General features: G+C 71.7%; 18 protein-coding genes. 8 read left to right on the top strand and 10 right to left on the bottom strand.

Annotation, left to right across the window (positions count from 1 at the left end):
- Nucleotides 1–156: 156 nt before the first annotated feature.
- From AB0C03_RS22400 to AB0C03_RS22385, 4 genes are all read right to left on the bottom strand, one after another.
- A complete protein-coding gene (locus AB0C03_RS22400; protein WP_210861613.1) occupies nucleotides 157–705 on the bottom strand; it encodes a DUF1062 domain-containing protein in 549 nt (182 codons plus the stop codon).
- 221 nt (nucleotides 706–926) lie between these two features.
- Nucleotides 927–1,988 (bottom strand): Gfo/Idh/MocA family oxidoreductase, encoded by a 1,062-nt coding sequence (locus AB0C03_RS22395; RefSeq protein WP_357638699.1) that lies wholly within the window; start codon nucleotides 1,986–1,988, stop codon nucleotides 927–929.
- A gap of 99 nt (nucleotides 1,989–2,087) precedes the next feature.
- Nucleotides 2,088–2,753 (bottom strand): response regulator transcription factor, encoded by a 666-nt coding sequence (locus AB0C03_RS22390; RefSeq protein WP_030335928.1) that lies wholly within the window; start codon nucleotides 2,751–2,753, stop codon nucleotides 2,088–2,090.
- Nucleotides 2,741–4,033 carry a sensor histidine kinase gene (locus tag AB0C03_RS22385; RefSeq protein WP_357638697.1) on the bottom strand — a complete coding sequence of 431 codons (1,293 nt, stop codon included), beginning with the start codon at nucleotides 4,031–4,033 and terminating at the stop codon, nucleotides 2,741–2,743. Before AB0C03_RS22385 ends, AB0C03_RS22390 begins: the two co-directional genes overlap by 13 nt.
- Before the next feature lie 162 nt (nucleotides 4,034–4,195).
- Between AB0C03_RS22385 and AB0C03_RS22380 the strand changes: the two genes are divergently transcribed.
- Nucleotides 4,196–4,891, top strand: a complete 696-nt coding sequence (locus AB0C03_RS22380; RefSeq protein WP_030335924.1) for an SDR family NAD(P)-dependent oxidoreductase — start codon at nucleotides 4,196–4,198, stop codon at nucleotides 4,889–4,891.
- Nucleotides 4,885–6,519, top strand: a complete 1,635-nt coding sequence (locus tag AB0C03_RS22375; RefSeq protein WP_030335922.1) for an MFS transporter — start codon at nucleotides 4,885–4,887, stop codon at nucleotides 6,517–6,519. Before AB0C03_RS22380 ends, AB0C03_RS22375 begins: the two co-directional genes overlap by 7 nt.
- Before the next feature lie 39 nt (nucleotides 6,520–6,558).
- Here the strand turns inward: AB0C03_RS22375 and AB0C03_RS22370 are convergent, their stop codons facing one another.
- Together AB0C03_RS22370 and AB0C03_RS22365 are read right to left on the bottom strand one after the other, a co-directional pair.
- A complete protein-coding gene (locus tag AB0C03_RS22370) occupies nucleotides 6,559–7,146 on the bottom strand; it encodes a hypothetical protein (RefSeq protein WP_357638694.1) in 588 nt (195 codons plus the stop codon).
- A 119-nt stretch (nucleotides 7,147–7,265) separates the two neighbouring features.
- The gene (locus AB0C03_RS22365; protein WP_357638692.1) at nucleotides 7,266–10,442 is read right to left on the bottom strand and encodes an AfsR/SARP family transcriptional regulator; all 3,177 of its coding nucleotides are present in this window, start codon (nucleotides 10,440–10,442) and stop codon (nucleotides 7,266–7,268) included.
- 1,239 nt (nucleotides 10,443–11,681) lie between these two features.
- Here AB0C03_RS22365 and AB0C03_RS32355 point away from each other — a divergent pair.
- The 3 genes from AB0C03_RS32355 (at nucleotide 11,682) to AB0C03_RS22350 (ending at nucleotide 15,415) form a co-directional block, all read left to right on the top strand.
- Nucleotides 11,682–12,521, top strand: a complete 840-nt coding sequence (locus tag AB0C03_RS32355) for an FG-GAP repeat domain-containing protein (RefSeq protein WP_435823379.1) — start codon at nucleotides 11,682–11,684, stop codon at nucleotides 12,519–12,521.
- A gap of 118 nt (nucleotides 12,522–12,639) precedes the next feature.
- A complete protein-coding gene (locus AB0C03_RS22355) occupies nucleotides 12,640–14,538 on the top strand; it encodes a GH25 family lysozyme (RefSeq protein WP_357638688.1) in 1,899 nt (632 codons plus the stop codon).
- Between the two features lie 109 nt (nucleotides 14,539–14,647).
- Complete coding sequence (locus AB0C03_RS22350) at nucleotides 14,648–15,415, top strand: TetR/AcrR family transcriptional regulator (RefSeq protein WP_030335913.1); 768 nt, start codon at nucleotides 14,648–14,650, stop codon at nucleotides 15,413–15,415.
- Nucleotides 15,416–15,430: 15 nt separating this feature from the next.
- On the opposite strand, the gene AB0C03_RS22345 is transcribed toward AB0C03_RS22350, so the two are convergent.
- Nucleotides 15,431–15,586 carry a hypothetical protein gene (locus AB0C03_RS22345; protein ID WP_156057843.1) on the bottom strand — a complete coding sequence of 52 codons (156 nt, stop codon included), beginning with the start codon at nucleotides 15,584–15,586 and terminating at the stop codon, nucleotides 15,431–15,433.
- Between the two features lie 131 nt (nucleotides 15,587–15,717).
- Between AB0C03_RS22345 and AB0C03_RS22340 the strand changes: the two genes are divergently transcribed.
- The 3 genes from AB0C03_RS22340 to AB0C03_RS22330 all read left to right on the top strand — a co-directional run bounded on the left by AB0C03_RS22340 (nucleotide 15,718) and on the right by AB0C03_RS22330 (nucleotide 19,085).
- Nucleotides 15,718–16,653: an SDR family NAD(P)-dependent oxidoreductase gene (locus AB0C03_RS22340; protein WP_030335911.1), complete on the top strand. Its 936-nt coding sequence runs from the start codon at nucleotides 15,718–15,720 to the stop codon at nucleotides 16,651–16,653.
- 96 nt (nucleotides 16,654–16,749) lie between these two features.
- Nucleotides 16,750–16,932, top strand: coding sequence for a hypothetical protein (locus AB0C03_RS22335; RefSeq protein WP_030335909.1), 183 nt, complete (start codon nucleotides 16,750–16,752; stop codon nucleotides 16,930–16,932).
- The gene (locus AB0C03_RS22330; RefSeq protein WP_051708763.1) at nucleotides 16,929–19,085 is read left to right on the top strand and encodes a hypothetical protein; all 2,157 of its coding nucleotides are present in this window, start codon (nucleotides 16,929–16,931) and stop codon (nucleotides 19,083–19,085) included. Before AB0C03_RS22335 ends, AB0C03_RS22330 begins: the two co-directional genes overlap by 4 nt.
- A gap of 66 nt (nucleotides 19,086–19,151) precedes the next feature.
- Here the strand turns inward: AB0C03_RS22330 and AB0C03_RS22325 are convergent, their stop codons facing one another.
- From AB0C03_RS22325 to AB0C03_RS22315, 3 genes are all read right to left on the bottom strand, one after another.
- Entirely contained in the window at nucleotides 19,152–19,550 is a 399-nt protein-coding gene (locus AB0C03_RS22325) for a hypothetical protein (RefSeq protein WP_030335905.1), read from the bottom strand.
- A complete protein-coding gene (locus AB0C03_RS22320) occupies nucleotides 19,547–19,996 on the bottom strand; it encodes a hypothetical protein (RefSeq protein WP_156057840.1) in 450 nt (149 codons plus the stop codon). The genes AB0C03_RS22325 and AB0C03_RS22320 overlap by 4 nt, the downstream gene beginning before the upstream one ends.
- A 369-nt stretch (nucleotides 19,997–20,365) precedes the next feature.
- A complete protein-coding gene (locus tag AB0C03_RS22315; protein ID WP_030335902.1) occupies nucleotides 20,366–21,244 on the bottom strand; it encodes an alpha/beta fold hydrolase in 879 nt (292 codons plus the stop codon).
- Nucleotides 21,245–21,284: the final 40 nt, after the last annotated feature.

The following is a 21,284-nucleotide window of genomic DNA, read 5'->3' as shown; positions in this document are numbered from 1 at the left end:
CGGCAAGGCGCGGTTTCGTCCGGATACCGGTGTCGTATCCGGACGAAACCGCAACGCCGCCGGTCGTCGTCCGGGCCCGCCGCAGGCCGGCCAGTTCTTATGAAACAGGCCCTAGGGGCCTGCCCGGCGTCATGCCGGACAGACCCCGAGGACGGGTCAGCGTTTCAGCGTGAAGGTGAAGTCGCCGGAGAGCTTGCCGCTCAACCGGGCCGCCGAAACAACCTTCCCCTCCGTGATGAGTCGGCTGACCTCGCCCCGCGACAGACCGCAACCGTCGGCGATCAGCCGGGTCGGCCGGACCGGGATCCGTGCCGCGTTGCGGACCGCGACGTCGAGCACGTCACAGTCCAGGTGATCCGATCCGGCGGTGTCGAGACGCCAGGCGTCGGTCCAGTCCAGGGTGAACCGGTTGCGGTGCTGAACGTCCGGATCCTGGAGCAGTTCGGCGGCCAGGCCGGGGTCGTTGGCATGGAGCCGGTCCAGCATCTCGGGTGGGATGGTGCGCACGGTCATCCGCTCCAGGACGGTGAGCTTCGCCGTCTCCCCGCACTCGGTACAGAGCGCGAGCAGCCAGGTATCGATGAGCTTGTGGTTGGCGTTGACCCGGAACTTGCCGCTCGCCCGAAGGCGCTGGGACGCGCACCCGTGGCAACGGCGGCGAATGATGGGCAGGCAGGTGGGCACGACGGCCCAATTGATGAGCACAGAGGTACACCGGTTTCAGTGAGAAGTCCGCAGCAAAAAGGAGCGCGGCGCACAGGCGCGACGCGCGACAGATCAGCTCTCGGGAGGTCTCACAGGGTGTACAACGGCACGTCCTTGCCTAGACGACCTGTTGCGCAGCACGGTAACGGCGCACGGCGGCGCCGCTCCACCGGTTTTCCGCGTACGCCTCAGCAGCCCAGGTGACGGGACGTGCGAACCGGTCAGACGGTCGGGACCGGCAGCACCACGCCCTCGGCCGCCGACCGGTGCGCCAGCTCGATCAGCTCGACCGTGTGGACCGAGTCCCGTGGGTCCACCGGCATCGGTGTGCCGTCGCGCAACGCGGCCGCCACCTGTGCGTAGAAACTCTGGTACGCGCCCGGCGCGGTCGGCACCGGCCGCAGGTCACCGTCGACACCGAGCAGGCCGTAGCGCTCCGGCGGGACCTCGCCCCAGCCCGGCTGGTCCGGTCGGCCGCCGTCGTGCAGCGCCGCCTCCTGCACGTCCAGCCCGTAGCTGGTGTAGCCGGCCCGATCGCCCAGCACTCGCAGGCGCGGCCCGAGCTGAGCGGTCACCGCGCCCATCCACAGGTGCGAGTGGACCCCGTTGGCGTGGGTCAACGCCACGAAGGCGTCGTCGTCGACGGCTGCGCCCGCGCGGCGACGGTCCACCTCCGCGTAGACGCGGTCGACCCGGCCGAACAGCTGCACCGCCTGGTCGACGAGGTGGGCGCCGAGGTCGAAGAGGGCACCACCGGCCTCCTTCGGGCCGGCGAGCTCCCGCCAGCCCGGCTTGATGGTCGGGCGGAACCGCTCGAACCGGGACTCGAAGCGCAGCACCCGCCCCAACTCGCCCCGCTCGACCAGGTGGCGGACGGTCAGGAAGTCGCCGTCCCAGCGGCGGTTCTGAAAGACCGTCAGCGGCACCCCGCGCTCGGTCGCCTCGTCGACCAGCGTGCGGCCCTCCGCGGCGGTCGGGGAGAGGGGCTTGTCGACGACGACCGGCAGGCCGGCGGCGAGCGCCGCGCGCGCCATCGGCACGTGCTGCCGGTTCGGCGTCGCCACCACGACCAGGTCCAGGTCAGCAGGGGTACGCCACAGCTCGTCGGCGTCGTCGACCAGGCGGGCGTCCGGGAAGTGCTGTCGGGCCTGCTCGCGCCGCTGCGGATCACGGGTCACGATGGCGTCGAGCCGCAGGCCCGGGGTCGCGGCGATCAGCGGCGCGTGGAACACCCGGCCCGCCAGCCCGTACCCCAGCAGACCAACCCGCAGCGCCTTCGCCATGCCGTGCCCCCGTCTCCCCGGGCCGTGCCCTGGTGACGGCGGCCCCGCTGATCGAATCTACGCCCCGGGCGGTCGTGCCCGGTCGCGGCCCGGCGCTGGTCAGCTCGCGGCGTCGGCGCGCAGGTAGGTGAGGACCGCGAGCACCCGGCGGTTGGTGTCGTCGCTGGGCGGCAGGTCGAGCTTCACCAGGATGTTGCCGACGTGCTTGCCGACCGCCGCCTCGCTGACGTGCAGGCGGCCGGCGATCGACGCGTTGGAGCGCCCCTCGGCGAGCAGCGCCAACACCTCGCGCTCCCGGGCGGACAGCGCGGCGAGCGGATCGCGGGGGCGGTGCAGAAGCTGCCGGACCACGTCCGGGTCGATGGCCGTGCCGCCGTCGGCGACCCGGCGCAGCGTGTCGACGAACTCGGTGACCTCGGCGACCCGGTCCTTGAGCAGGTAGCCCACCCGTTGGCCGTCGCCGCTGTCCAGCAGCGCCGCCGCGTACCCGGTCTGCACGTACTGGCTGAGCACCACGACCGGCAGCTGGGGTCGGTCGGCGCGCAACGCGACGGCCGCGCGCAGCCCGTCGTCGCGGCGGCCCGGTGGCATCCGGATGTCGGTCAGCACCAGGTCCGGTTGGTGTTCGCGGGCCGCGGCCAGCAGGTCCGGTGCGGAGCCGACGGCGGCGCAGACAGTGAAGTCGAAGCGGTTCAGCAGCGCCACCAGACCCTCGCGCAGCAGCACCTCGTCCTCGGCGAGCACCACCCGGGTCACCGACGGCATGGCAGCTCCACCCGCACCACTGTAGGCCCGCCGGCCGGGCTGGACAGCAGCAGCCGGCCGCCCACGGCGGCGACCCGGTCGGCGAGCCCGGTCAGGCCGGTGCCCCGCGCCGGGTCGGCGCCGCCGTGGCCGTCGTCGGTCACCTCGACGACGAGGTCACCGCCGGCCTGGGTGAGGCGGACGTCGGCGCGGGTAGCCCGGGCGTGCCGGGCGACGTTGCCCAGCGCCTCGGAGACCACGAAGTAGGCGGTGGTCTCCACGATCTCCGGCAGCTCGCCGTGCAGGTCGGCGCGCACGGCAACCGGGATGGTGGCGGCGTCGGCCAGTTCGCGTACCGCACCGGCCAGGCCGAGGTCGGTGAGACTCTGCGGGCGGATGCCGTGCACCAACTGCCGCAGCATCACCATCAGACCCCGGGCCTGGTCGTGCGCCACGGCGAGGGGTCGGGAGGCCGGGGAGTCCTCGGGCACGTCCAGCCGGGCCAGCCCCAGCTGCAGGGTGAGGCTGGTGAGTCGGGGCTGTGCGCCGTCGTGCAGGTCGCGTTCGATGCGGCGGCGTTCGGCCTCGTACGCCCCGACCAGTCGGGTGCGGGAGCGGGTGACCTCGCGCAGCGCCGCCGCGTCCACCGGATGGGCCAGCAGCCACCGGGCCACGGCCGCCTGCACGGCGGCGAGCAGGCCGACGGCGTACCAGAGCACCGGGATCAGCAGCACCCCCACGATCGCGTACGGAATGGCTTCGCCGGTGCTGTCGATCGGCTGCCAGATCACCACCGGCTGGTTGGCGTCGCCGGCCAGCCAGGGGCTGGAGATCATCCCGAGGTCCAGCAGGACCAGCAGCAGGAACACCCAGTACGCGACCGGCGCGAAGCCGCCCAGCCAGAACAGATACGCCACCTCCCGCCAGGTCGCGGCGCTGCGGTAGCGGGCGACCAGGCCCGGCCACGGCGACGAGGGCAGCGCACGACCGTCGACGAGCCCGACCCGCCACCGCTCGACGGCGGCCACCGGAAAGCTGACCAGCGGGGCCAACGCCAGCAGGATGAGGCTGCCGGTGGCCAGGAACAGCGTCAGCGCGACGCTCGGCGGCCGGCCGTGCAGGCGGAACGCGTTGACGGCGGCCAGCAGGGGCGCGCCGATGACGAGCAGCCCGACGGTGAGCACGCCGGCGATCGGCACGGTGGTCACCAGGTAGGCCAGCGCCCGCCAGGGCCACGCGGTGAGCAGCCAGCGGCGGCGGCGCAGCGCCTCGGCCAGGTGCGAAGGGTGTTCCGTGGTCATGCCGCAGACGCTAATCGGCAGCGGCTGGCTGCCCCAGCCGTCCAGATCCACTCTTCGGGGTATGCCCAGCACTACCCGCGAACGGGTGTGCGGGGTCCGGAAAGGGGAAGAACGGGCCGTCACGCGGCCTGCGTGACCGGTGTCGGCGGCGGCTGGAGAGACATGGGTGCCAGAACCTTCGTGGTGGTCGGCGGGACCAGCGGTCTCGGTCTCGCGGTGGCCCGACTGCTCGTCGACGAGCACCGGGTTGTGGTGTTCGGCAACGTGCCGGCCGAGGTCGCCGCGGCGACCGACGAGTTGGGTTGCGACGGGGCGGTCTGCGACGTCTCCTCCTACGAGCAGGTCCGCGACTCCTTCGCCGGGGTGGTCGAGCGCTACGGCACCATCGACGGGGTGGCGGCCTGCGCCTCCATGTGGGCGGGCGGCGACCTGGGGGACCTGTCGGTGGAGCACATCCGGCGGGCCGTGGAGATCAACGTTCTGGGCATCACGTACCTGCTGCGGGAGGCGGTGCGGCACCTTGACCGGCAGGGCCACGGCAACGTCGTCTACATCGGCGCGCTGGCGTTGGCGGCCCCCCGGCCCGGCATCCCCGTCTACCGGGCCACCAAGAGCTACGGCAACAGCCTGGTCGACTCGCTGGCCGAGGCGCAGCACAGCAACCGGGTCAAGGTGATGCAGCTGCACCCCGGGCCGATGCCGACCCGACTGCAGGAACGGGTGGGTGCCGAGTTCCTGGACGAGGTGTACGCCATGCCCGAACAGGTCGCCACCGAGGTCGTCCGGTTGCTGCTGCTCGAACCCGACGACCTCTACGTCTCCGGTGAGCGCGTGCTGCGCGCGGACGGGCGGTGGTGACGGCCGCAGCCGGACCCGCCGACCGTCCGGCCTCGGCGTGGGCGCCGCTGCGGACGGCGGTCTACCGCAACCTGTGGCTGGCCCTGCTCGCCGCCAACATCGGCACCTGGATGCAGACCGTCGGCGCGCAGTGGCTGCTGATCAACCACTCCAACGCCCCCACCCTGGTCGCGTTGGTGCAGACGGCCAGTCTGCTGCCGGTGCTGCTGCTGGCGTTGCCCGCCGGGGTGCTGGCCGACAGCTTCGACCGCCGGCACCTGCTGATCGCCGTGCAGCTGTTCCTGGTGGCGGTGGCGGTGGCGTTGACACTGCTCACAGTCACCGGCCGGATGCCGCCGGCGCTGCTGCTCACCCTCACCTTCGCGTTCGGGGTCGGGCAGGCGTTGACCCTGCCGGCCTGGGCGGCGGTGATCCCGGAGCTGGTGCCGCAGGACCAGCTGCGGTCGGCGTCCGCGCTCGGTTCGATCAGCGTGAACGTGGCGCGGGCGGTCGGTCCCGCGGTGGCCGGTGTGCTGATCGCCCGTACCGGCGTCGCCCCGGTCTTCGGCATCAACGCGGTCGCCTTCGGCGTCTTCGCGTACGCGCTGTGGCGCTGGCGGCCCGACAACGCCCGCGCGGTCGAGGTGCCCGAGCGGTTCACCGCCGCGTTGCGGGCCGGCAGCCGCTACGTCCGTCACTCGCCGACGGTGCGCCGGCTGTTGCGCCGCGCGTTGGTCTTCGTGGTCCCGGCCAGCGCGTTGTGGGCGTTGCTGCCGTTGGTCGCGAGTCGCCGGCTGGGGCTGGGCTCCGGTGGGTACGGGGTGCTGCTGGCCGCCCTCGGCGTGGGCGCCATCGGTGGCGGTGTGCTGCTGGCCGTGATCCGCACCCGACTGTCGGCCAACCAGCTCCTGCTGATCGCCGGGGCTCTGTTCACGGTGGCGCTGACCGTGGTCGGCACCGTGCCGGTGGTGCCGCTGGTGCTGCTCGCCCTGCTGCCCGCCGGGATGGCCTGGGTGACCGTGCTGGCCAACGTCAATGCCGAGATGCAGCTCTTCCTGCCCAGCTGGGTACGCGCCCGGGGCCTGGCCGTCTACCAGGTGTGCTTCGCCGGTGGGCAGGCGGTCGGCGCGCTGCTCTGGGGGCTGGTGGCCGACATGGGCGGGTTGGTCCTCGCGTACCTGGCGGCGGCGGCGCTGATGCTGGTCGGCACCCTGACGAGCCGGATCTGGCCGCTGCCCGACCTCCGGTCGGTGAACCGTGAACCGGCGGCGTACTGGCCACAGTTGCACCTGGCGCACGAACCGGACCCGGGGGTGGGGCCGGTGCTGGTGACGGTGCAGTACACCGTCCGGCCGGAGCGGGCCCAACAGTTCCTGGCGGCGATGGACCTGGTGCGTGGCGCGCGGCAGCGGACCGGGGCGATGCGCTGGGGGCTGTTTCGCCCGGCCGAGACGGTGGATCGCTTCGTCGAGGTGTATGTGGTGCCGTCCTGGGACGAGCACCTGCGCCAGCACGGCGGCCGGTTGACCGGTGAGGACCGCGCGGCCGAGCAACGGGCCCGGGAGCTGACCGACGGGGAGCCCGAGGTCCGACACCTGGTGCCCGCCGCCGCCGGCCCCACGCTCTCCGACGACAGCGAGGCGCTCTGAACGGGCACCGCCAACGCGAGCAGCGGTCCACGCCGGACGTCAACCGGCCAGCGCGCCGCAGGCCGTGCTGATGGCCGGTGCCAGGCCGCCGTCGCCACAGTCGATGTTCGCCGCCGCCCGCCCGGCGAGCTGCCACTGCGCCCCGGACCGCTTCAAAAAGATCTGCGGTTCGGGAAGGGTGTCCGGCGAGCCGGCCGGTACGGCGGTCAGCCGGGCATAGGAGTTCCGACAGGCGAAGACCTCCACTCGGGCGATCCGCACGCCGCCCAGCAGCGCCTGGCTGGCCGCCTGCAACGTGCCGGGCGTACAGGTGGTGTCGGTGTCGATTGCCCGATCCGGCGCTCCGCCGCCTTCCGCTGGTGCGCCGGCACCGGCGGCGGCCCGATCCGAACCGTCACCGGCGACGGTCCCCGCGCCGCTCGCCGGGCCCGGCCCGGCGGTCGCGGTCCGCGTGGCGTCGACGGAGGGCGACGGACCACCGGTCGGGGGTGGCGTGGACGGGATGGACCCGGGCGAGCTGGCGGCCGGCGCTCCGACCGAGCGCGGGGCGGGTTGCCCGCATCCCGCCACCGCACACGTCAGGGCCATCGCCACCGCCATCGCCACGTCACTGCCTCGAACTCGCACAGCTGACTCCCTACCTCGTCGGTCGGGTCGGATTGACTTCCCGGACCCGCCGACGACGGTAGGAGCCGTGCCTCTGCCAGAGCTGGAACAAACCTTGAATCCGCAGGCGGAGCGGCCTTTCAGGCGGCCGACACGGCCAGCGGGCCGCCGGCGGGCGACCCGAAGACGGAGCCACAGTCGGGGCCGCAGGCCCGGTGCCAGCCCGGAGCCTCCGCGGCCTCCCGGGTGCCCAACCTGGTGAACACGGCCAGGGCGTCGGCCCAGGCGGTGTGAGCCCCCGGCAGGTCACCGGCCGCCGCCCGGACCATCCCGGTGTCGCGCAGGGTTCGCGCCCGGCCCAGGTCGTGCCCGAGGGCCTGCCATCCGTCGTACGCCAGCCCCAGTGCGCGGACCGCGTCGTCGAGGTGGCCGGCGGCGAGGTGCAGCTCACCGATGGTGCGCTGCACGAGGGCGGTGCCCAGCCGGTCGTGGAGCCGCTTGCAGGTGATCAGGGAACGGTCGAGCGGCCCCCGGGCCTGGTCGATCTTCCCCTGGCGCAGCCAGATCTTCGCCAGCGCCTGCGACGTGTAGCAGGCGATGTGCTCGTCCTGATGCTCCACGATCAGGGCGTGTGCGCGCGAGCACCACTCCTCCGCCTCGTCCAACTCGCCTCGTGCCCGGTGCACCAGGCCGATGGCACGGGTGGCGATGGCCTCGCCCCGCCAGTGGCCGAGGGTGCGGTACGCGCCGATCGCCTCGCCGAGCCGCGCGGTGGCCGCCGCGTCGTCCCCCAACTCGCGGTGACAGTGCCCGAGCCCGTAGCGGGCGTGCGCGGCGCCGTTCTCGTCGCCGAGTCGGGCCAGCGTCTCGGCGGCGGCCGTCAACAACGGGATCGCCTCGTGGTGCCGTCCCACCTCGCGCAGCACGGTGCCGAGACCGTTGCGCGCGGCGGCGGCCCCCGCCTGGTGACCGGCCTCGTCGAAGAGCGCCACAGCGGCGGGAAAGTAGCGCTCCGCCTCGTCGAACCGGTCCTCCTTGTAGCGGAGCAGCCCGATGCCGCACTCGATGACGGCCTGCGCCACCCGGTTGCCCGTGCGGCGGGCGACGCCGATCGCCGCCGCGTGGGTACGGTCCCAGCTCACGAAGTCGTTGCGGACCGCGAACGAGGCGAAGACCAGCGCGTCGGCCAACGCGCAGGCGGCGGCGTCCATGTCGAGTTCGGCCGCGCGCTCCACCGCGGCGACCAGGCACGCGCCCTCGGCGTCGAGCCAGCCCGGCCGCAGGTGATCCGCGGCGAGCACACAGGACTGCAGACTGACCGGCATCGGCGGTTGCCGGTACAGCGGTGGCACCGCGTGCGGAAGCCGCTCGCCGAGGCGCTCGCTGAGCTCGGTTGCCGCGGTCAACACCCGGGCCACCGCGGTGTGCAGTTCGGCGGTGCTGTCCTCCTCGACGGCACGCTCGTACGCGTACAGCCGAACCAGGTCGTGCATCCGGTAGCGCACCGTGCGGTGCACCGGGTCCGACACCACCTCGATCAGCCGGGCGTCGACCAACAGGTCCAGCAGGTCCTCGGTGACGTCGACCGGTTCGCCCAGCAGCGCCGCGCCCAGCCACTCGGCGAAGGTGGGCGCCCCCATGAAGCCGAGCAACCGGAAGATCCGCCGCGCCGCCGGGTCGAGGCCCTGGTAGCTGACCGCCACGCTGAGCCGGACCGCCAGCCCGTCGGCGGTCATCTCGTCGAGCCGGTTGCGCTCGTTGCGCAGCCGGTCGGCGAGCCGGGCGATCCGCTGGTGTGGTCGGGCGGTCAGCCGCGCACCGACGATGCGCAGGGCGAGCGGCAGGCCGGCGCAGAGTTCGACGAGCGTCTGCGCCGCCGCCGGCTCACGAGCGACCCGGTCCGCGCCGATCATCTGCCCGAGCAGGGCCAACGACTGCTGGGAGTTGAACATCGTCAGCTCGACGTGGTGCGCCCCGGGAACAGTGGTCAGCCGGGCCCGACTGGTGGCGATCAGGGCGCAGCCCGAGTCGCCCGGCACCAGCGGACGGACCTCCTCGGCGCTGACGGCCGCGTCGAGGACGATCAGGATGCGTCGTCCGCTGATGGCCGACCGGTACTGGCCCAGCTTCTCCTCGGTGCTGCGCAGCTGCTGGACGTTCGACACGCCCAGGGCACGCAGGACCTGATTGAGGACGCTGACCGGGTCGCTGCGCCGGCCGTCGAGCCCCACGAAGATCTGCCCGTCCGGGTAGCTGGTGCGCAGCAGGTGGGCGAGTCGGACGCTGAGCGAGGTCTTGCCGACGCCGCCGGGCCCGGACAGCATCAGCGGTGGCCGTGCGGTGAGCGTCCGCTGGGGCTGGGCCAGGGCGGTCAGCGCCTGCTCGATCTCCGCCTCACATCCGGTGTGGTCCGGCAGCGGGGGCGGTAGCTGGCAGCCAGGGCCGGCCCGCCCGGCACGCGGTGCGTCGTCCGGCTGGTCCTGCTCGTCCGGGTCGGTCGACGCGACCGGCTGTGGTGGGGCCACGGCGGGTGGCGGCGTCGGTTCGCGCACGACCGCCGGGCGCGGCACCGACTCGTCACGCAGGATGCGTTGGTGCAGGAGCTGCAGCTCGCTGCCCGGGTCGACGCCCAACTCGTCGGAGAGCAGGGCGCGGGTCCGGGCGTACTGGTCCAGCGCCTCGGCGCGTCGCCCGCCGAGGTGCAGCGCGCGCATCAGGTGCAGGACGAGGGGTTCGGTGAGTGGGTCGCGTTCCAACGCCTGGCTGAGCCGGTCGGCCACCGGCCCGGGACGGCCCTGGCGCAACTCGCTCTCCGCCCACTCCACCAGCGTGCCGAGCGCCTGCTGACGCAGTCGTTCCCGGACCCGGGCCGCCCAGTCGCCGGGCAGCCCGTCCAGCGGGTCGCCGCGCCACAGCTCGACCGCCTGACGCAGCAGCTGCGCCCGTCGCGGGTCATCCGCGTCGAGGTGCTGGATCTGCTCGCTCAGGGTGCGCAGTTGCCGCAGGTCCACCCGGTCGTCGGCGGCCTCCAACTGGTACCCGCCCGCCCGCCGGGCCACCGTGATCGGGCTGACGCCCTCCCCGAGCGCGGCGGCGGCGAGCAGCCGGCGGATCCGGGTGATGTAGGTGTAGAGCACCCCGCGGGCGTCCGCCGGGGGCGAGCCGTCCCACACCCGGTCGATCAGCATCTCGACCGGTACGCCCCGACCGACGTCGACGGCCAGGGCCGCCAGCACCAGGCGCTGTTTCAGCGGGCCGAGTTCGATCGGCCGGCCGGCCACCTGGATCTGTAGTTCGCCGAGTATTCGAAGTTCCACGGCATCGCCCCCGCGCCCCGTTTGGTCGTCCACATCGGCCGTCACCAGGCCGGACGTGCTTGTCAAGAATTCGTTCAGCTTCCCTACCGAATGCGGCTGCGAAGGTTTTGCCACAGCCGATCCGATGCACCGCTACCGGAGAGGCGAGCACGACCGACCAGTGCACTTCCCCTTCCGAGAGGAGCCGCCAGCAACAACTTCATCGAACGATGCGCAGAGAGCCGCCGGGGTGCCGGCAGCCCTCGTGATCTTGCACGTTCGCAGCGACTCTAACCGGCGATCGGTGGCTGTCATTGCCCCCGAGGCGATGCCGGCTGCCCCGACGGGCCCTTCACCGGCCCGAAAAACCACCTTTTGCATTGGAGGACACCTGCTATGCGATTCTTCGCAGCACGCGGAAACCGGCAGTACACGACCCGGCTGATCGCCGGTGCGGCGCTGAGCCTCGCGGTCATCGGGGCGAACGCCCTGCTCACGATCTCGCCCGCCGAGGCGTCATCGATCAACGGGCCGATCACCCGGACCGAGATGCTCGACCGCGCACAGAACTGGGTCGATCGCGACATCACGTACACCCAGACCGGCACCTGGGCCAAGGACGTCGACGGTTCGCACACCTACCGGCGGGACTGCTCAGGTCTCGTCTCGATGGCCTGGCACCTCTCCCAGAGCTATGTCACCGACCAGTTCCAGGGCAGCAACGCCATGTGGACCACGCTCGGCAGCATCAACGACTTCCAGCCCGGTGACGCCATGGTGCGCAGCGGCCACATCGAGCTCTTCGCGTTCTGGAAGGACAAGAACGACCACTCCAAGGGCGCCTATGTCTACTCGTTCAACAGCGACGGGCAGACGGTGCAGAACCCGTACGCGAACAACAACACGGGCTCACGCGGCTTCAACGGTTGGGACGACCTGAGGACCTACAAACCCATCCGGCGAACCGGTATCGAGGCCACCGAGCCGACACCGGAGCCGGAGCCGGAGCCAACGCCGGTCGCGGACCCGAACGTGGTGCAACTGTCCGGGGACTTCAACGGTGACGGTCGCGACGACGCCGCCATGCTGTACCTCCACAAGGACTCGTCGATCGATTTGTTCACCTCGCTGGCCAACGCCAGTGGCGGGTTCGGGGCGTACTTCGGCAGTTACAAGCTGCCGGCGAATTCGTGGAAGTGGAACTCTTTCCGGACCATCGTGGGTGACTTCAACGGTGACGGGCGTTCGGATCTGGGGGCGATGTACTACCAGGCGGACGGGTCGATCACGATGCACACCGCGTTGGCGAACACCAGTGGTGGGTTCGGTGCGTTCACCGGGAGTCTGACCGTACCGGCGAGTGCGGCCTGGAAGTGGGACGCGATCCGGCTGACCAGCGGTGACTTCAACGGCGACGGACGTGACGACGCGGCGATGCTCTACCACCACAAGGACGACTCGATCGAGTTGTTCACCTCGCTGGGCACCACCAGTGGCGGGTTCGGCACGTTCACCGGCAGCTACAAGATCCCGGCGAACGCCTGGACCTGGGACTCGTTCCGGACCATCGCTGGTGACTACAACGGCGACGGTCGTGCGGATCTGGCGGCGATGTACTACCAGGCCGACGGGTCGATCACGATGCACACCGCGTTGGCGAACACCAGTGGTGGGTTCGGGGCGTTCACCGGCAGCCTGACCGTGCCGGCCAGCGCCTACTGGAAGTGGGACTCCGTGCGGTTGACCACCGGTGACTTCAACGGTGACGGCCGCGACGACGCCGGAATGCTCTACCGCTACAAGGACGAGTCGATCGAGCTGTTCACCTCGCTCGGCAACGCCAGTGGCGGGTTCGGCACCTTCACCGGCAGCTACAAGCTCCCCGCGAACTCCTGGAAGTGGGGTTCGTTCAAGACGATCACCGGAGACCACAACGGCGACGGCCGGTCGGACGTGGCCGCCATGTACTACCAGGCCGACGGATCGATCACCATGCACACCGCGTTGGCGAACACCAGCGGTGGGTTCGGTGCCTTCACCGGCAGCCTGACCGTGCCGGCCAGCGCCTCCTGGTACTGGGACGCCATCCGCCTTCTCTGATTCTCCCCTCGCCGCGGGAGGGCTCGACCGTCGAGCCCTCCCGCACGCGTCGCCACGTCGGACCAGACCAGCATCAGCCGGCGCCCACCCGCGCCCGTACGCCGAGGAGTAACCAGTAATGATCAGTACAACGAGGTCGGGCGCCATCGCCGCGTTGGCAGCGGTCGCCCTGCTCGCGGTCGCCACACCGGCCGTCGCCAAGGACCCGGGCGCCGACGCCCCGAACGGACACCCGGCCATCTCCGGCCTCTCCCGAATGACAGCGACAGCGGCGGTCCCCCCGGGCTATCCGGTGACGGGCATCGACGTCTCACACCACCAGGGCACCATCAACTGGTCGACGGTGGCCGCCGCGGGCGCGAAGTTCTCCTACGCCAAGGCCACCGAGGGGCTCTCCTTCATCGACAGCTCCTTCACCGCCAACTTCCGAGGCGCGAAGCAGAACGGCATCCTGGCCGGCGCCTACCACTACGCCCGCCCCGACAAGTCCGACGGCACCAGCCAGGCGAACTACTTCCTCGACCACGCCCAGTACTCCCAGGACGGCAAGACGCTCATCCCGATGCTGGACATCGAATGGCCCTGGGAGGGGTCGGGCGCGCCGTCCCCGTGCTACGGGCTGAGCACGAGCCAGATGTCGACGTGGGTCAAGCAGTTCGTCGACCGGGTCTACGCGCGCACCGGCCAGCGAACGATGATCTACACGAACACCAACTGGTGGAATCCGTGCACCGGCAACAACGCGACGTTCGGCGCCAACCCGCTCTTCATCGCCAACTACAGCTCCACGTACAAGCCGTTGCCCGCGGGCTGGAACCAGTTCACCCTGTGGCAGTACTCGGACAGCGGCTCCCTGCCGGGCGACCAGGACGTGTTCAACGGAAGCCTCAGCCAGCTCCAGGCGCTCGCCGGCGGCAGCCCGGCGCCGACTCCGGTCGCGGACCCGGACGTGGTGCAACTGTCCGGGGACTTCAACGGCGACGGTCGCGACGACGCCGCCATGCTGTACCACTACAACGACGACTCGATCGAGTTGTTCACCTCGCTGGCCAACGCCAGTGGCGGGTTCGGGGCGTACTTCGGCAGTTACAAGCTGCCGGCGAACTCGTGGAAGTGGAACTCGTTCCGCAGCATCGTGGGTGACTTCAACGGTGACGGGCGTTCGGATCTGGGGGCGATGTACTACCAGGCCGACGGGTCGATCACGATGCACACCGCCTTGGCGAACACCAGTGGTGGGTTCGGGGCGTTCACCGGCAGCCTGACCGTACCGGCCAGCGCGGCCTGGAAGTGGGACGCGATCCGTTTGACCAGCGGTGACTTCAACGGCGACGGACGTGACGACGCGGCGATGCTCTACCACCACAAGGACGAGTCCATCGAGTTGTTCACCTCGCTGGGCACCACCAGTGGTGGGTTCGGCACGTTCACCGGCAGCTACAAGCTGCCCGCCAACTCGTGGAAGTGGAACTCGTTCCGGACCATCGCCGGTGACTACAACGGCGACGGGCGCTCGGATCTGGCCGCCATGTACTACCAGGCCGACGGGTCGATCACCATGCACACCGCACTGGCGAACACCAGCGGTGGCTTCGCGGCGTTCACCGGCAGCCTGACCGTCCCGGCGAGTGCGGGTTGGTACTGGGACGCGATCCGCCTGACCACCGGTGACTTCAACGGTGACGGTCGCGACGACGCCGGCATGCTCTACCGCTACAAGGACGAGTCGATCGAGCTGTTCACCTCGCTCGGCAACGCCAGTGGCGGGTTCGGCACCTTCACCGGCAGCTACAAGCTCCCCGCGAACTCCTGGAAGTGGGACTCGTTCAAGACGATCACCGGTGACCACAACGGCGACGGCCGCACCGACCTCGCGGCGATGTACTGCCAGGCGGACGGGTCGATCACCATGCACACCGCGCTGGCGAACACCAGCGGTGGGTTCGGTGCGTTCACCGGCAGCCTGACCGTGCCGGCCAGCGCCTCCTGGCAGTGGGACGCCATCCGACTTCTCTGAGCACGACCGCTCGGTGTGGGAGGGTTCCTGAGAACCTTCCCACACCGCTGTCGTCGCTGGCCCCGCTGCCGGTACGACGTACGGCACCGGCGGTTAGCATGGCGGGACTATGGCGACTGAGCGTAAGGCGACCGCGGACCCGGCCCGCAGCCTGGCCCTTCTCTGGCGCACCCGGGAGCCGACCAGCCGCAGCGCCGGCCCGGCGCTCAGCGTCGACCGGGTGGTCCGGGCCGCGATCGACATCGCCGACACCGAAGGGCTCGACGCGCTGACCATGCGCCGGGTCGCCGAGGCGCTGGGCGTCGGCACCATGTCCGTCTACACCTACGTGCCGGGCAAGGCCGAACTCGTCGCCGTCATGATCGACACCGCGTACGGCGAGATGCCGCGACCCGCCGTCGAGGGCGACTGGCGCACCCGGCTGGAGCGGATCGCCCGCGACAACCTGGCGCTCTACCAGCGGCACCCCTGGATGCTGCGGGCCGAGACGACCCGACCGGTCCTCGGCCCGCACCTGATGGCCAAGTACGACTACGAGCTCGCCGCGATCGTCGACATCGGGCTCACCGACGTCGAGGTCGACGCGGTGCTCACCCTCGTGCTCGGTCACGTGAAGAGCGCCGCGCGCGCCGCTTCCGAGGTGGTCGACCTGGAGCGCGAGACCGGCATGACCGACGGCCAGTGGTGGCAGTCGCACGCGCCCTGGCTGGAGCGGTTCATGACGGCGGGCGCCTACCCGATCGCCTCGCGGGTCGGCACCGCTGCCGGCCAGCAGCACGGCGCCGCGTACGGCCCGGAGTACGCGTTCGAGTTCGGTCTGCAACGCGTCCTCGACGGCATCTCGGTGGTGGTCGCCGAGCGGGCGGCCAACCGGTAGCCCGGCCGGTTCGGGTCAGCGCGACGCGCCCCGGTCCGCCGCCCTGCCGACCCTGCGGGCCAGCCGGGCGAGTGACCGCGCCGACGGGCTGCCCGGCAACCCGACGTCACCCGGCCCGATCAGCTCGCGCCGGGCACGCAGATATTCGCCGAGCGGGCCGGCCGTGCTCACCCGCCCATCGTAGGAGCAGCCACCGGCCGCCCAGACTGGTCCTGTCACTACCAGGAAAAACAGGGAACCGGCTAGCCCCGGCCCATGGGGTGACAGTGTCGGGGTAAGCGTGATCGAGAGACGGGACAGCAATGACAGAGCCCATCACCACCCCCTTCGGTTTCGCCTCGACCGCCGACGAGGTCCTCGCCGGGGTCGACCTGACCGGCAAGCGGGCCGTGATCACCGGCGGCGCCGCCGGAATCGGCGTCGAGACGGCGCGTTCGCTCGCCGCCGCCGGCGCCGACGTCGTGCTCGCGGTCCGCCGGGTCGCGGCGGGTGAGCAGGCCGCCGCCGACATCGCGGCCAGCATCGGCGCGCAGCGGGTCACCGTCCGCGCGCTGGACCTGGCAGACCAGGATTCGGTACGCCAGTTCGTCGCCGGCTGGGACCAGCCACTGCACATCCTTGTCAACAACGCCGGGATCATGGCGTTGCCCGAGCTGGAGCGCACCGCCGAGGGCTGGGAGATGCAGTTCGCCACCAACTTCATGGGGCACTTCGCGTTGACCGTCGGCCTGCACGACGCCCTCGCCGCGGCCGGCGGCGCCCGGGTGGTGTCGGTCAGCTCCAGCGGCAATCTCTTCTCCCCGGTGATCTTCGACGACCTGCACTTCGCGTTCCGGCCGTACGACCCGCTGCTGGCCTACGGGCAGTCCAAGAGCGCCGAGGCGCTGCTCGCCGTGGAAGTCACCCGCCGCTGGGCGGGCGAGGGCATCCACGCCAACGCGCTCAACCCGGGCGCCATCGCCACCGGTCTGCAGAAGCACACCGGCGGCCTGCGTACGCCCAAGGAACGGCAGAAGACCCCGCAACAGGGCGCGGCGACCTCGGTGCTGCTCGCGGCCTCCCCGCTGCTGGACGGGGTCGGGGGTCGCTACTTCGAGGACTGCGCCGAGGCCCCGATCGTCAGCGAACGGCCGGCCGACTACAGCGGCGTGGCCGGCTACGCCGTCGACCCCGGCAACGCCGAGCGGCTCTGGAGCGTGGCGTCCGACCTGATCGCGCGGCGCGGCACCGGCCGTTGACCGCGACGCCCGGGCTCGGCGGAACCCGCCCAGGCCCGGCCGTCCGGGTGGTACGACTGGGGCGGCGGTGGCAGCTGCGGCCGGGGAAGGGTGGCGATGGCGGGCAGGCTTCCGGGACGGCTGCTGCTCCGGCGGGAAGACTCGGACCGGGCCCCGCTGATCGTCGCCCTGCTGCTCTGGGTGATGTTCGACGCGATGCCGGGGCTGTGGCGGTTCATCCGGCGATCCGGTGAGAGTGGCGTGCCCGACCAGCTGCGACACGGACAGCGGCCCCGATGACCGAGCAGGGACGACAGCACGGCGACCAGCCGCGACGACCCGACGTGGTGGAGTTGCGGGTGCACGGCGTGTCCGGGGGCGACCCCACTGTCATCCTCGACCGGCCGCAGGTCCGGCAGGTCGCCGGCGACGACAGCGGGGGCTTCCACCGCGACGCCCGATCGGACGACGCCGAACCGGGCGGGGTGACGCTGGAGGCGTACCGCTGGGGTGACCTGCCCTCCGGCACCGTCGGCCGGACCCTCGCCATGGTCTTCCTGCTGCCGTTCATGCTCGGCAACGTGGCGGTGTGGATGCGACCCACGGGCCGCCACCGCGCGGCCGGGGTCGACGTGCTGTGTCGGCTCCTCGCGCTCAACCTCACCGTGTTGTACGTGGTGTCCGTCGCCGGGGTCGCCCTCGACCTGATCGCCTGGCGCTGTCTCGGCGCGGCCCGGTGCCGCCCGCCCTTCGACACGATGGCCGGACTCGACGGCCGGCACGTCGGGGAGCGGCTGGCCGTGTTGGCGCTCCTGCCGATCGCGGCGGTGGTGCTCCTGCGCCTACTGGGTACCCGCTGGTCCGGCCCGACCGATCATCCACTGTGGGCGATGGAGCCGCTGGTGCGCCGGCTGCGCGCGATCCATGTCGCCGCCGCGCTCGCCGTACTCGACCTCGTGCTGCTCACGGCCCGCCGCGTCGGCGGCGCGACGTTCGGGACGACGCTGCTGCTGGCGCTCAACGCGGCGGTGCTGCTGGCCTGCGTCGGGCTGCTCGCCGCTCCGGGAGTGATCGACCGGCCGGCGACCATGCGAACGGCCAGCTGGACCGCCCGCACGGCGGCCGGCCTGTGCGCGGCGACCCTGGCCGTCGTGGCGGCGGACCCGCGGGGTTGGGCGCCGGCGACCGGGCTGCCCGGCTACGGCGGAATCGCGGGTGGGGCACTGCTCGGCCAGATGGCCCTGCTGGTGCTGCTCAGCGCGGTGGTGCTGGGGCACCACGGTCGGGTGGGCGGCCGGTCCGCGCTGCCCGCCGGTCTGGGGGCGGCCGTCCTCGCCACCATCGCGGTCGGCCTGGCCGGTGGGCTCTCCGCCGACCTCGTCTACCAGAGCGGGGAGTTGCTCGGCGGCTACCGCGGTGACGGGGGGCCACCGTTGCCGTACCGCTGGACGCTGCTGGCCTTCTTCCTGCACTTCGTCGCGGCGGCGCTGCTGTGTGCCGTGATGACAGTCGTGTCCCGGCGGCGTCGGCTGCGGGCGGCGGCGGCCATCACCGCCCGCGACTTCCCGGACGTAGCGCCGGAGGCGGTCGGTCGGCTGCGGTTGACGACGAAGACCGTCGCCCGGGCCCGGTTCACCGAGTGGTGGGGTCTGCTGGCCGTCACGTACGCGGCGCTCGGGGTGATCGGCCTGACCACGAGTCTGGTGGGGGGCACCGGGCGTGATCCGGAGGAGTTGGCGCGGCGGTTTCTCGGGCTGCCGGCCGGAGTGATCGAGATGGGGCTCAACGGGAGCAGCTACCTCATCGCCGCGTTGGCGTTCACGCTGTTGGCCGGCGGTGTGTTCGCCTTTCGGACCAACTGGTTCCGTCGGCACGTCGGCATCCTGTGGGACCTGGGCACCTTCTGGCCCCGGGCCGCGCACCCGTTCGCGCCGCCGAGCTACGCCGACCGCGCGGTGCCGGAGTTGGCCGACCGGATCAGCCAGCTCGCCGAGCGTCACGTCGGGGTGCTGCTCTGTGGGCACAGCCACGGGTCCGCGCTGCTCGCGCTCGCGGTGCTGCGGCTGCCCCCGCAGGTAGGTCAACGGGTCGCCCTGCTCACCTACGGGTCACCGCTGGACCGCCTGTACGCCCGGCTCTTTCCGGCCTACTTCAACGAGGAGATGCTTCGTGAGGTGGGGGAGCGGGTCGGCTGGCGGTGGCTCAACCTCTGGCGGGACACCGACCCGGTCGGCGGGTGGGTCTTCGCCGCACACCGGCCCGGCGATCCGCCTGCGGACCCGGCCGATCCGGCGAGTCACGTCGACCGGCGGTTGCGGGACCCGACGGACCTGCTGCCGGCACCGGGGGAGCGGTCTGCGCCAGTGCTACGGGGGCATCATCCGGGGGAAACCGACCCCGACTTCCGGGCCGCGGTGAACGACCTCATCGCACGCCTGCGAGCCGCGGGCTGAGCTGCGCCGGACGCCGACGGCGCTGAGCTGCGCCGGGCGCGAGGGCGGCGCTGGGCCGCGTCGGCGTCAACGGTCCATCTCGGGGATCCGGTCGGACTCCGCCACCGTCGCGCGGACCTTCCGCAGCGTGGCGTCCGGGGCACGAATGGCGGCACGCCAGCGGTCCAGCGTCCGGGTGAGCACCCGGACCACGAACTGCAACTGGTTGACCTGCTCGCGGAGCGTGCCCAGCTCGGACCGGGCGCTGAGCGCCTCGCCCTCCAACTGGGTGATCCGGGTCTGCAACGGCTGCACGAGGGTGAGGGCGGCCTCGGTGAGGGTGTCGGCGGCATCGGCCTTGAACTTGCCCCGCTGCACCACAACGGCGGCGATCGCGGCCAGGCCGGTGCCGCCGCCGAGGATGCCGAGCACGCTGAGCGCCACCTGCACCCAGTGCGGTGCCGCCGGTGGGGGTGAGCTGTTCACGTGACACCTGTCCGCAACTGTTCGTAGGTGACGAGTTCGCAGGCGCGGGCCAGGCGACGCAGGTCGATGGCGATCTGTGCGGCCCGCCAGAGCGATCCCACAGTCACCGCCATCACGAACGAGATCGCGACGAGGGAGTTCCGGCCGGACATCACCAGTACGGCTACCGCGTACATGCCGGTGATCGTGCCGAGCACCAGCACCGACGCGAGTTCGAGGCCGAGCCCGGTGGAGAGCCGGCCGGGCCACACGATGCCCAGTAGCCCACCCACGCCCACCGCGATCAGCCCCAGTTCCCAGGCGACCTGGATCGGTGCCGGCATGGACGTCTGAACTGATGTCGGACGGACGTTGAGGGTCAGCATCAGCACGCCGCACAGCGGCGCCGCGGCCAGGACAGCGATCTCGTACGGCTGGTGGCGGGATCGGATACGGAGGTTTCCCACGGCAACTCCTTGGTCCAGGACCGACGTCCGGCAGTGGCCGGCGGACCAGTGCCGTTGGGTGGGTCGCGCTGTCGAGCGGCGATCCGTGCGGCGAGGCCCCCAGTGGTGCGTTGCCTGCTGACGGTCGTTGGGCGAGAAGTACGGAGCGACCAGACGTCGTTGGCTGCCGTTATCTGCCTGTGTAGCACCGATGACCGGTTGTCGTCCACCTGGCGTAACGTCGTATTACCGCAGGTCAGGGCGCATTTCAGAGGCCTCTGGACGGCATGTGCGCGGCAGGCGGCGACCCGGTCGTTCCACCACCTCGCCGACGGTCGGTGTCGGATATCTTACCGAGGGTGACAGTGGGGTGACTGGGTCGCCGATCGGTCAACGCGCAAGCAGGGCGCGCACCGCCCGGAGCACCTCGGCCGGGGCCTCCTCCGCCATGAAGTGTCCGCAGCTGACCGTCTGGTGCTCCAGGTCCGGCGCCCAGGCCCGCCACACCGCCGCCGCGTCGTAGCCCAGCGCCGCGCCCCAGTCCTGCTGGAGCACCGTCACCGGCATCCGCAGCTGGTTGCCGGCCGCCCGGTCAGCGGAGTCGTGCGCCACGTCGATCCCGGCCGACGCCCGGTAGTCGGCGACGATCGAGGGGACCGCCTCGCGGGACGCCCGCAGGTACGCGGCCCGCACGTGCGCCGGAAGGGCCTCCGGGTCACGGGTCCAGATGTCCAGGAAGTGACCGAAGAAGGCGTCCGGGCTGCCGGCGATCAGCTTCTCGGGCAGGCCGGGCGGCTGCGCCATCAGGTACAGGTGGAACGCGACACCGGCGCTGGTGCCGTGCAGCACGTCCCACATGTCCAGGGTGGGTAGCACGTCGAGCAGGGCCAGCTGGCTGACAGCCGCCGGGTGGTCGAGGCCGGCCCGGAACGCGACCAGGGCACCCCGGTCGTGCCCGGCCAACGCGAACCGGTCGTGACCGAGCGCGCCGGCCAGCGCCACGATGTCGGCGGCCATGGTGCGCTTGGCGTACCCGGTGCCGTCGGTGTCGAGCGGCTTGTCGCTGTCGCCGTAGCCGCGCAGGTCGGGGCAGATGACAGTGTGGTCGGCGGCCAGGTCGGCCGCGACGTGCCGCCACATGAGGTGGGTCTGCGGAAAGCCGTGCAACAGCACGACCGCCGGCCCGGAGCCGCCCACGGCGGCGTTGAGCGTCACCCCGTCGGCGACGGTGACGCGGCGGTAGTCGAATCCGTTGATCCTGGGGTCCACGGGAAATCTTCCTGGTGAGCAGTGCCGGCGGGGGCGGTGG

It is taken from the genome of Micromonospora parva (assembly GCF_040649675.1).
GTDB classification, from domain to species: Bacteria; Actinomycetota; Actinomycetes; order Mycobacteriales; family Micromonosporaceae; genus Micromonospora; species Micromonospora parva.
The sequence above is the reverse complement of the archived record's forward strand: the minus strand, read 5'-3'. Positions and strand labels throughout refer to the sequence as shown.

What these genes read in the sequence shown, in the direction of transcription:
- AB0C03_RS22395 (WP_357638699.1), bottom strand. Translation starts at nt 1,988, where the DNA reads ATGGCGAAGGCGCTGCGGGTTGGTCTGCTGGGGTACGGGCTGGCGGGC.
- AB0C03_RS22380 (WP_030335924.1), top strand. Translation starts at nt 4,196, where the DNA reads ATGGGTGCCAGAACCTTCGTGGTGGTCGGCGGGACCAGCGGTCTCGGT.
- AB0C03_RS32355 (WP_435823379.1), top strand. Translation starts at nt 11,682, where the DNA reads ATGTACTACCAGGCGGACGGGTCGATCACGATGCACACCGCGTTGGCG.
- AB0C03_RS22340 (WP_030335911.1), top strand. Translation starts at nt 15,718, where the DNA reads ATGACAGAGCCCATCACCACCCCCTTCGGTTTCGCCTCGACCGCCGAC.
- AB0C03_RS22390 (WP_030335928.1), bottom strand. Translation starts at nt 2,753, where the DNA reads ATGCCGTCGGTGACCCGGGTGGTGCTCGCCGAGGACGAGGTGCTGCTG.
- AB0C03_RS22335 (WP_030335909.1), top strand. Translation starts at nt 16,750, where the DNA reads ATGGCGGGCAGGCTTCCGGGACGGCTGCTGCTCCGGCGGGAAGACTCG.
- AB0C03_RS22355 (WP_357638688.1), top strand. Translation starts at nt 12,640, where the DNA reads ATGATCAGTACAACGAGGTCGGGCGCCATCGCCGCGTTGGCAGCGGTC.
- AB0C03_RS22385 (WP_357638697.1), bottom strand. Translation starts at nt 4,033, where the DNA reads ATGACCACGGAACACCCTTCGCACCTGGCCGAGGCGCTGCGCCGCCGC.
- AB0C03_RS22330 (WP_051708763.1), top strand. Translation starts at nt 16,929, where the DNA reads ATGACCGAGCAGGGACGACAGCACGGCGACCAGCCGCGACGACCCGAC.
- AB0C03_RS22350 (WP_030335913.1), top strand. Translation starts at nt 14,648, where the DNA reads ATGGCGACTGAGCGTAAGGCGACCGCGGACCCGGCCCGCAGCCTGGCC.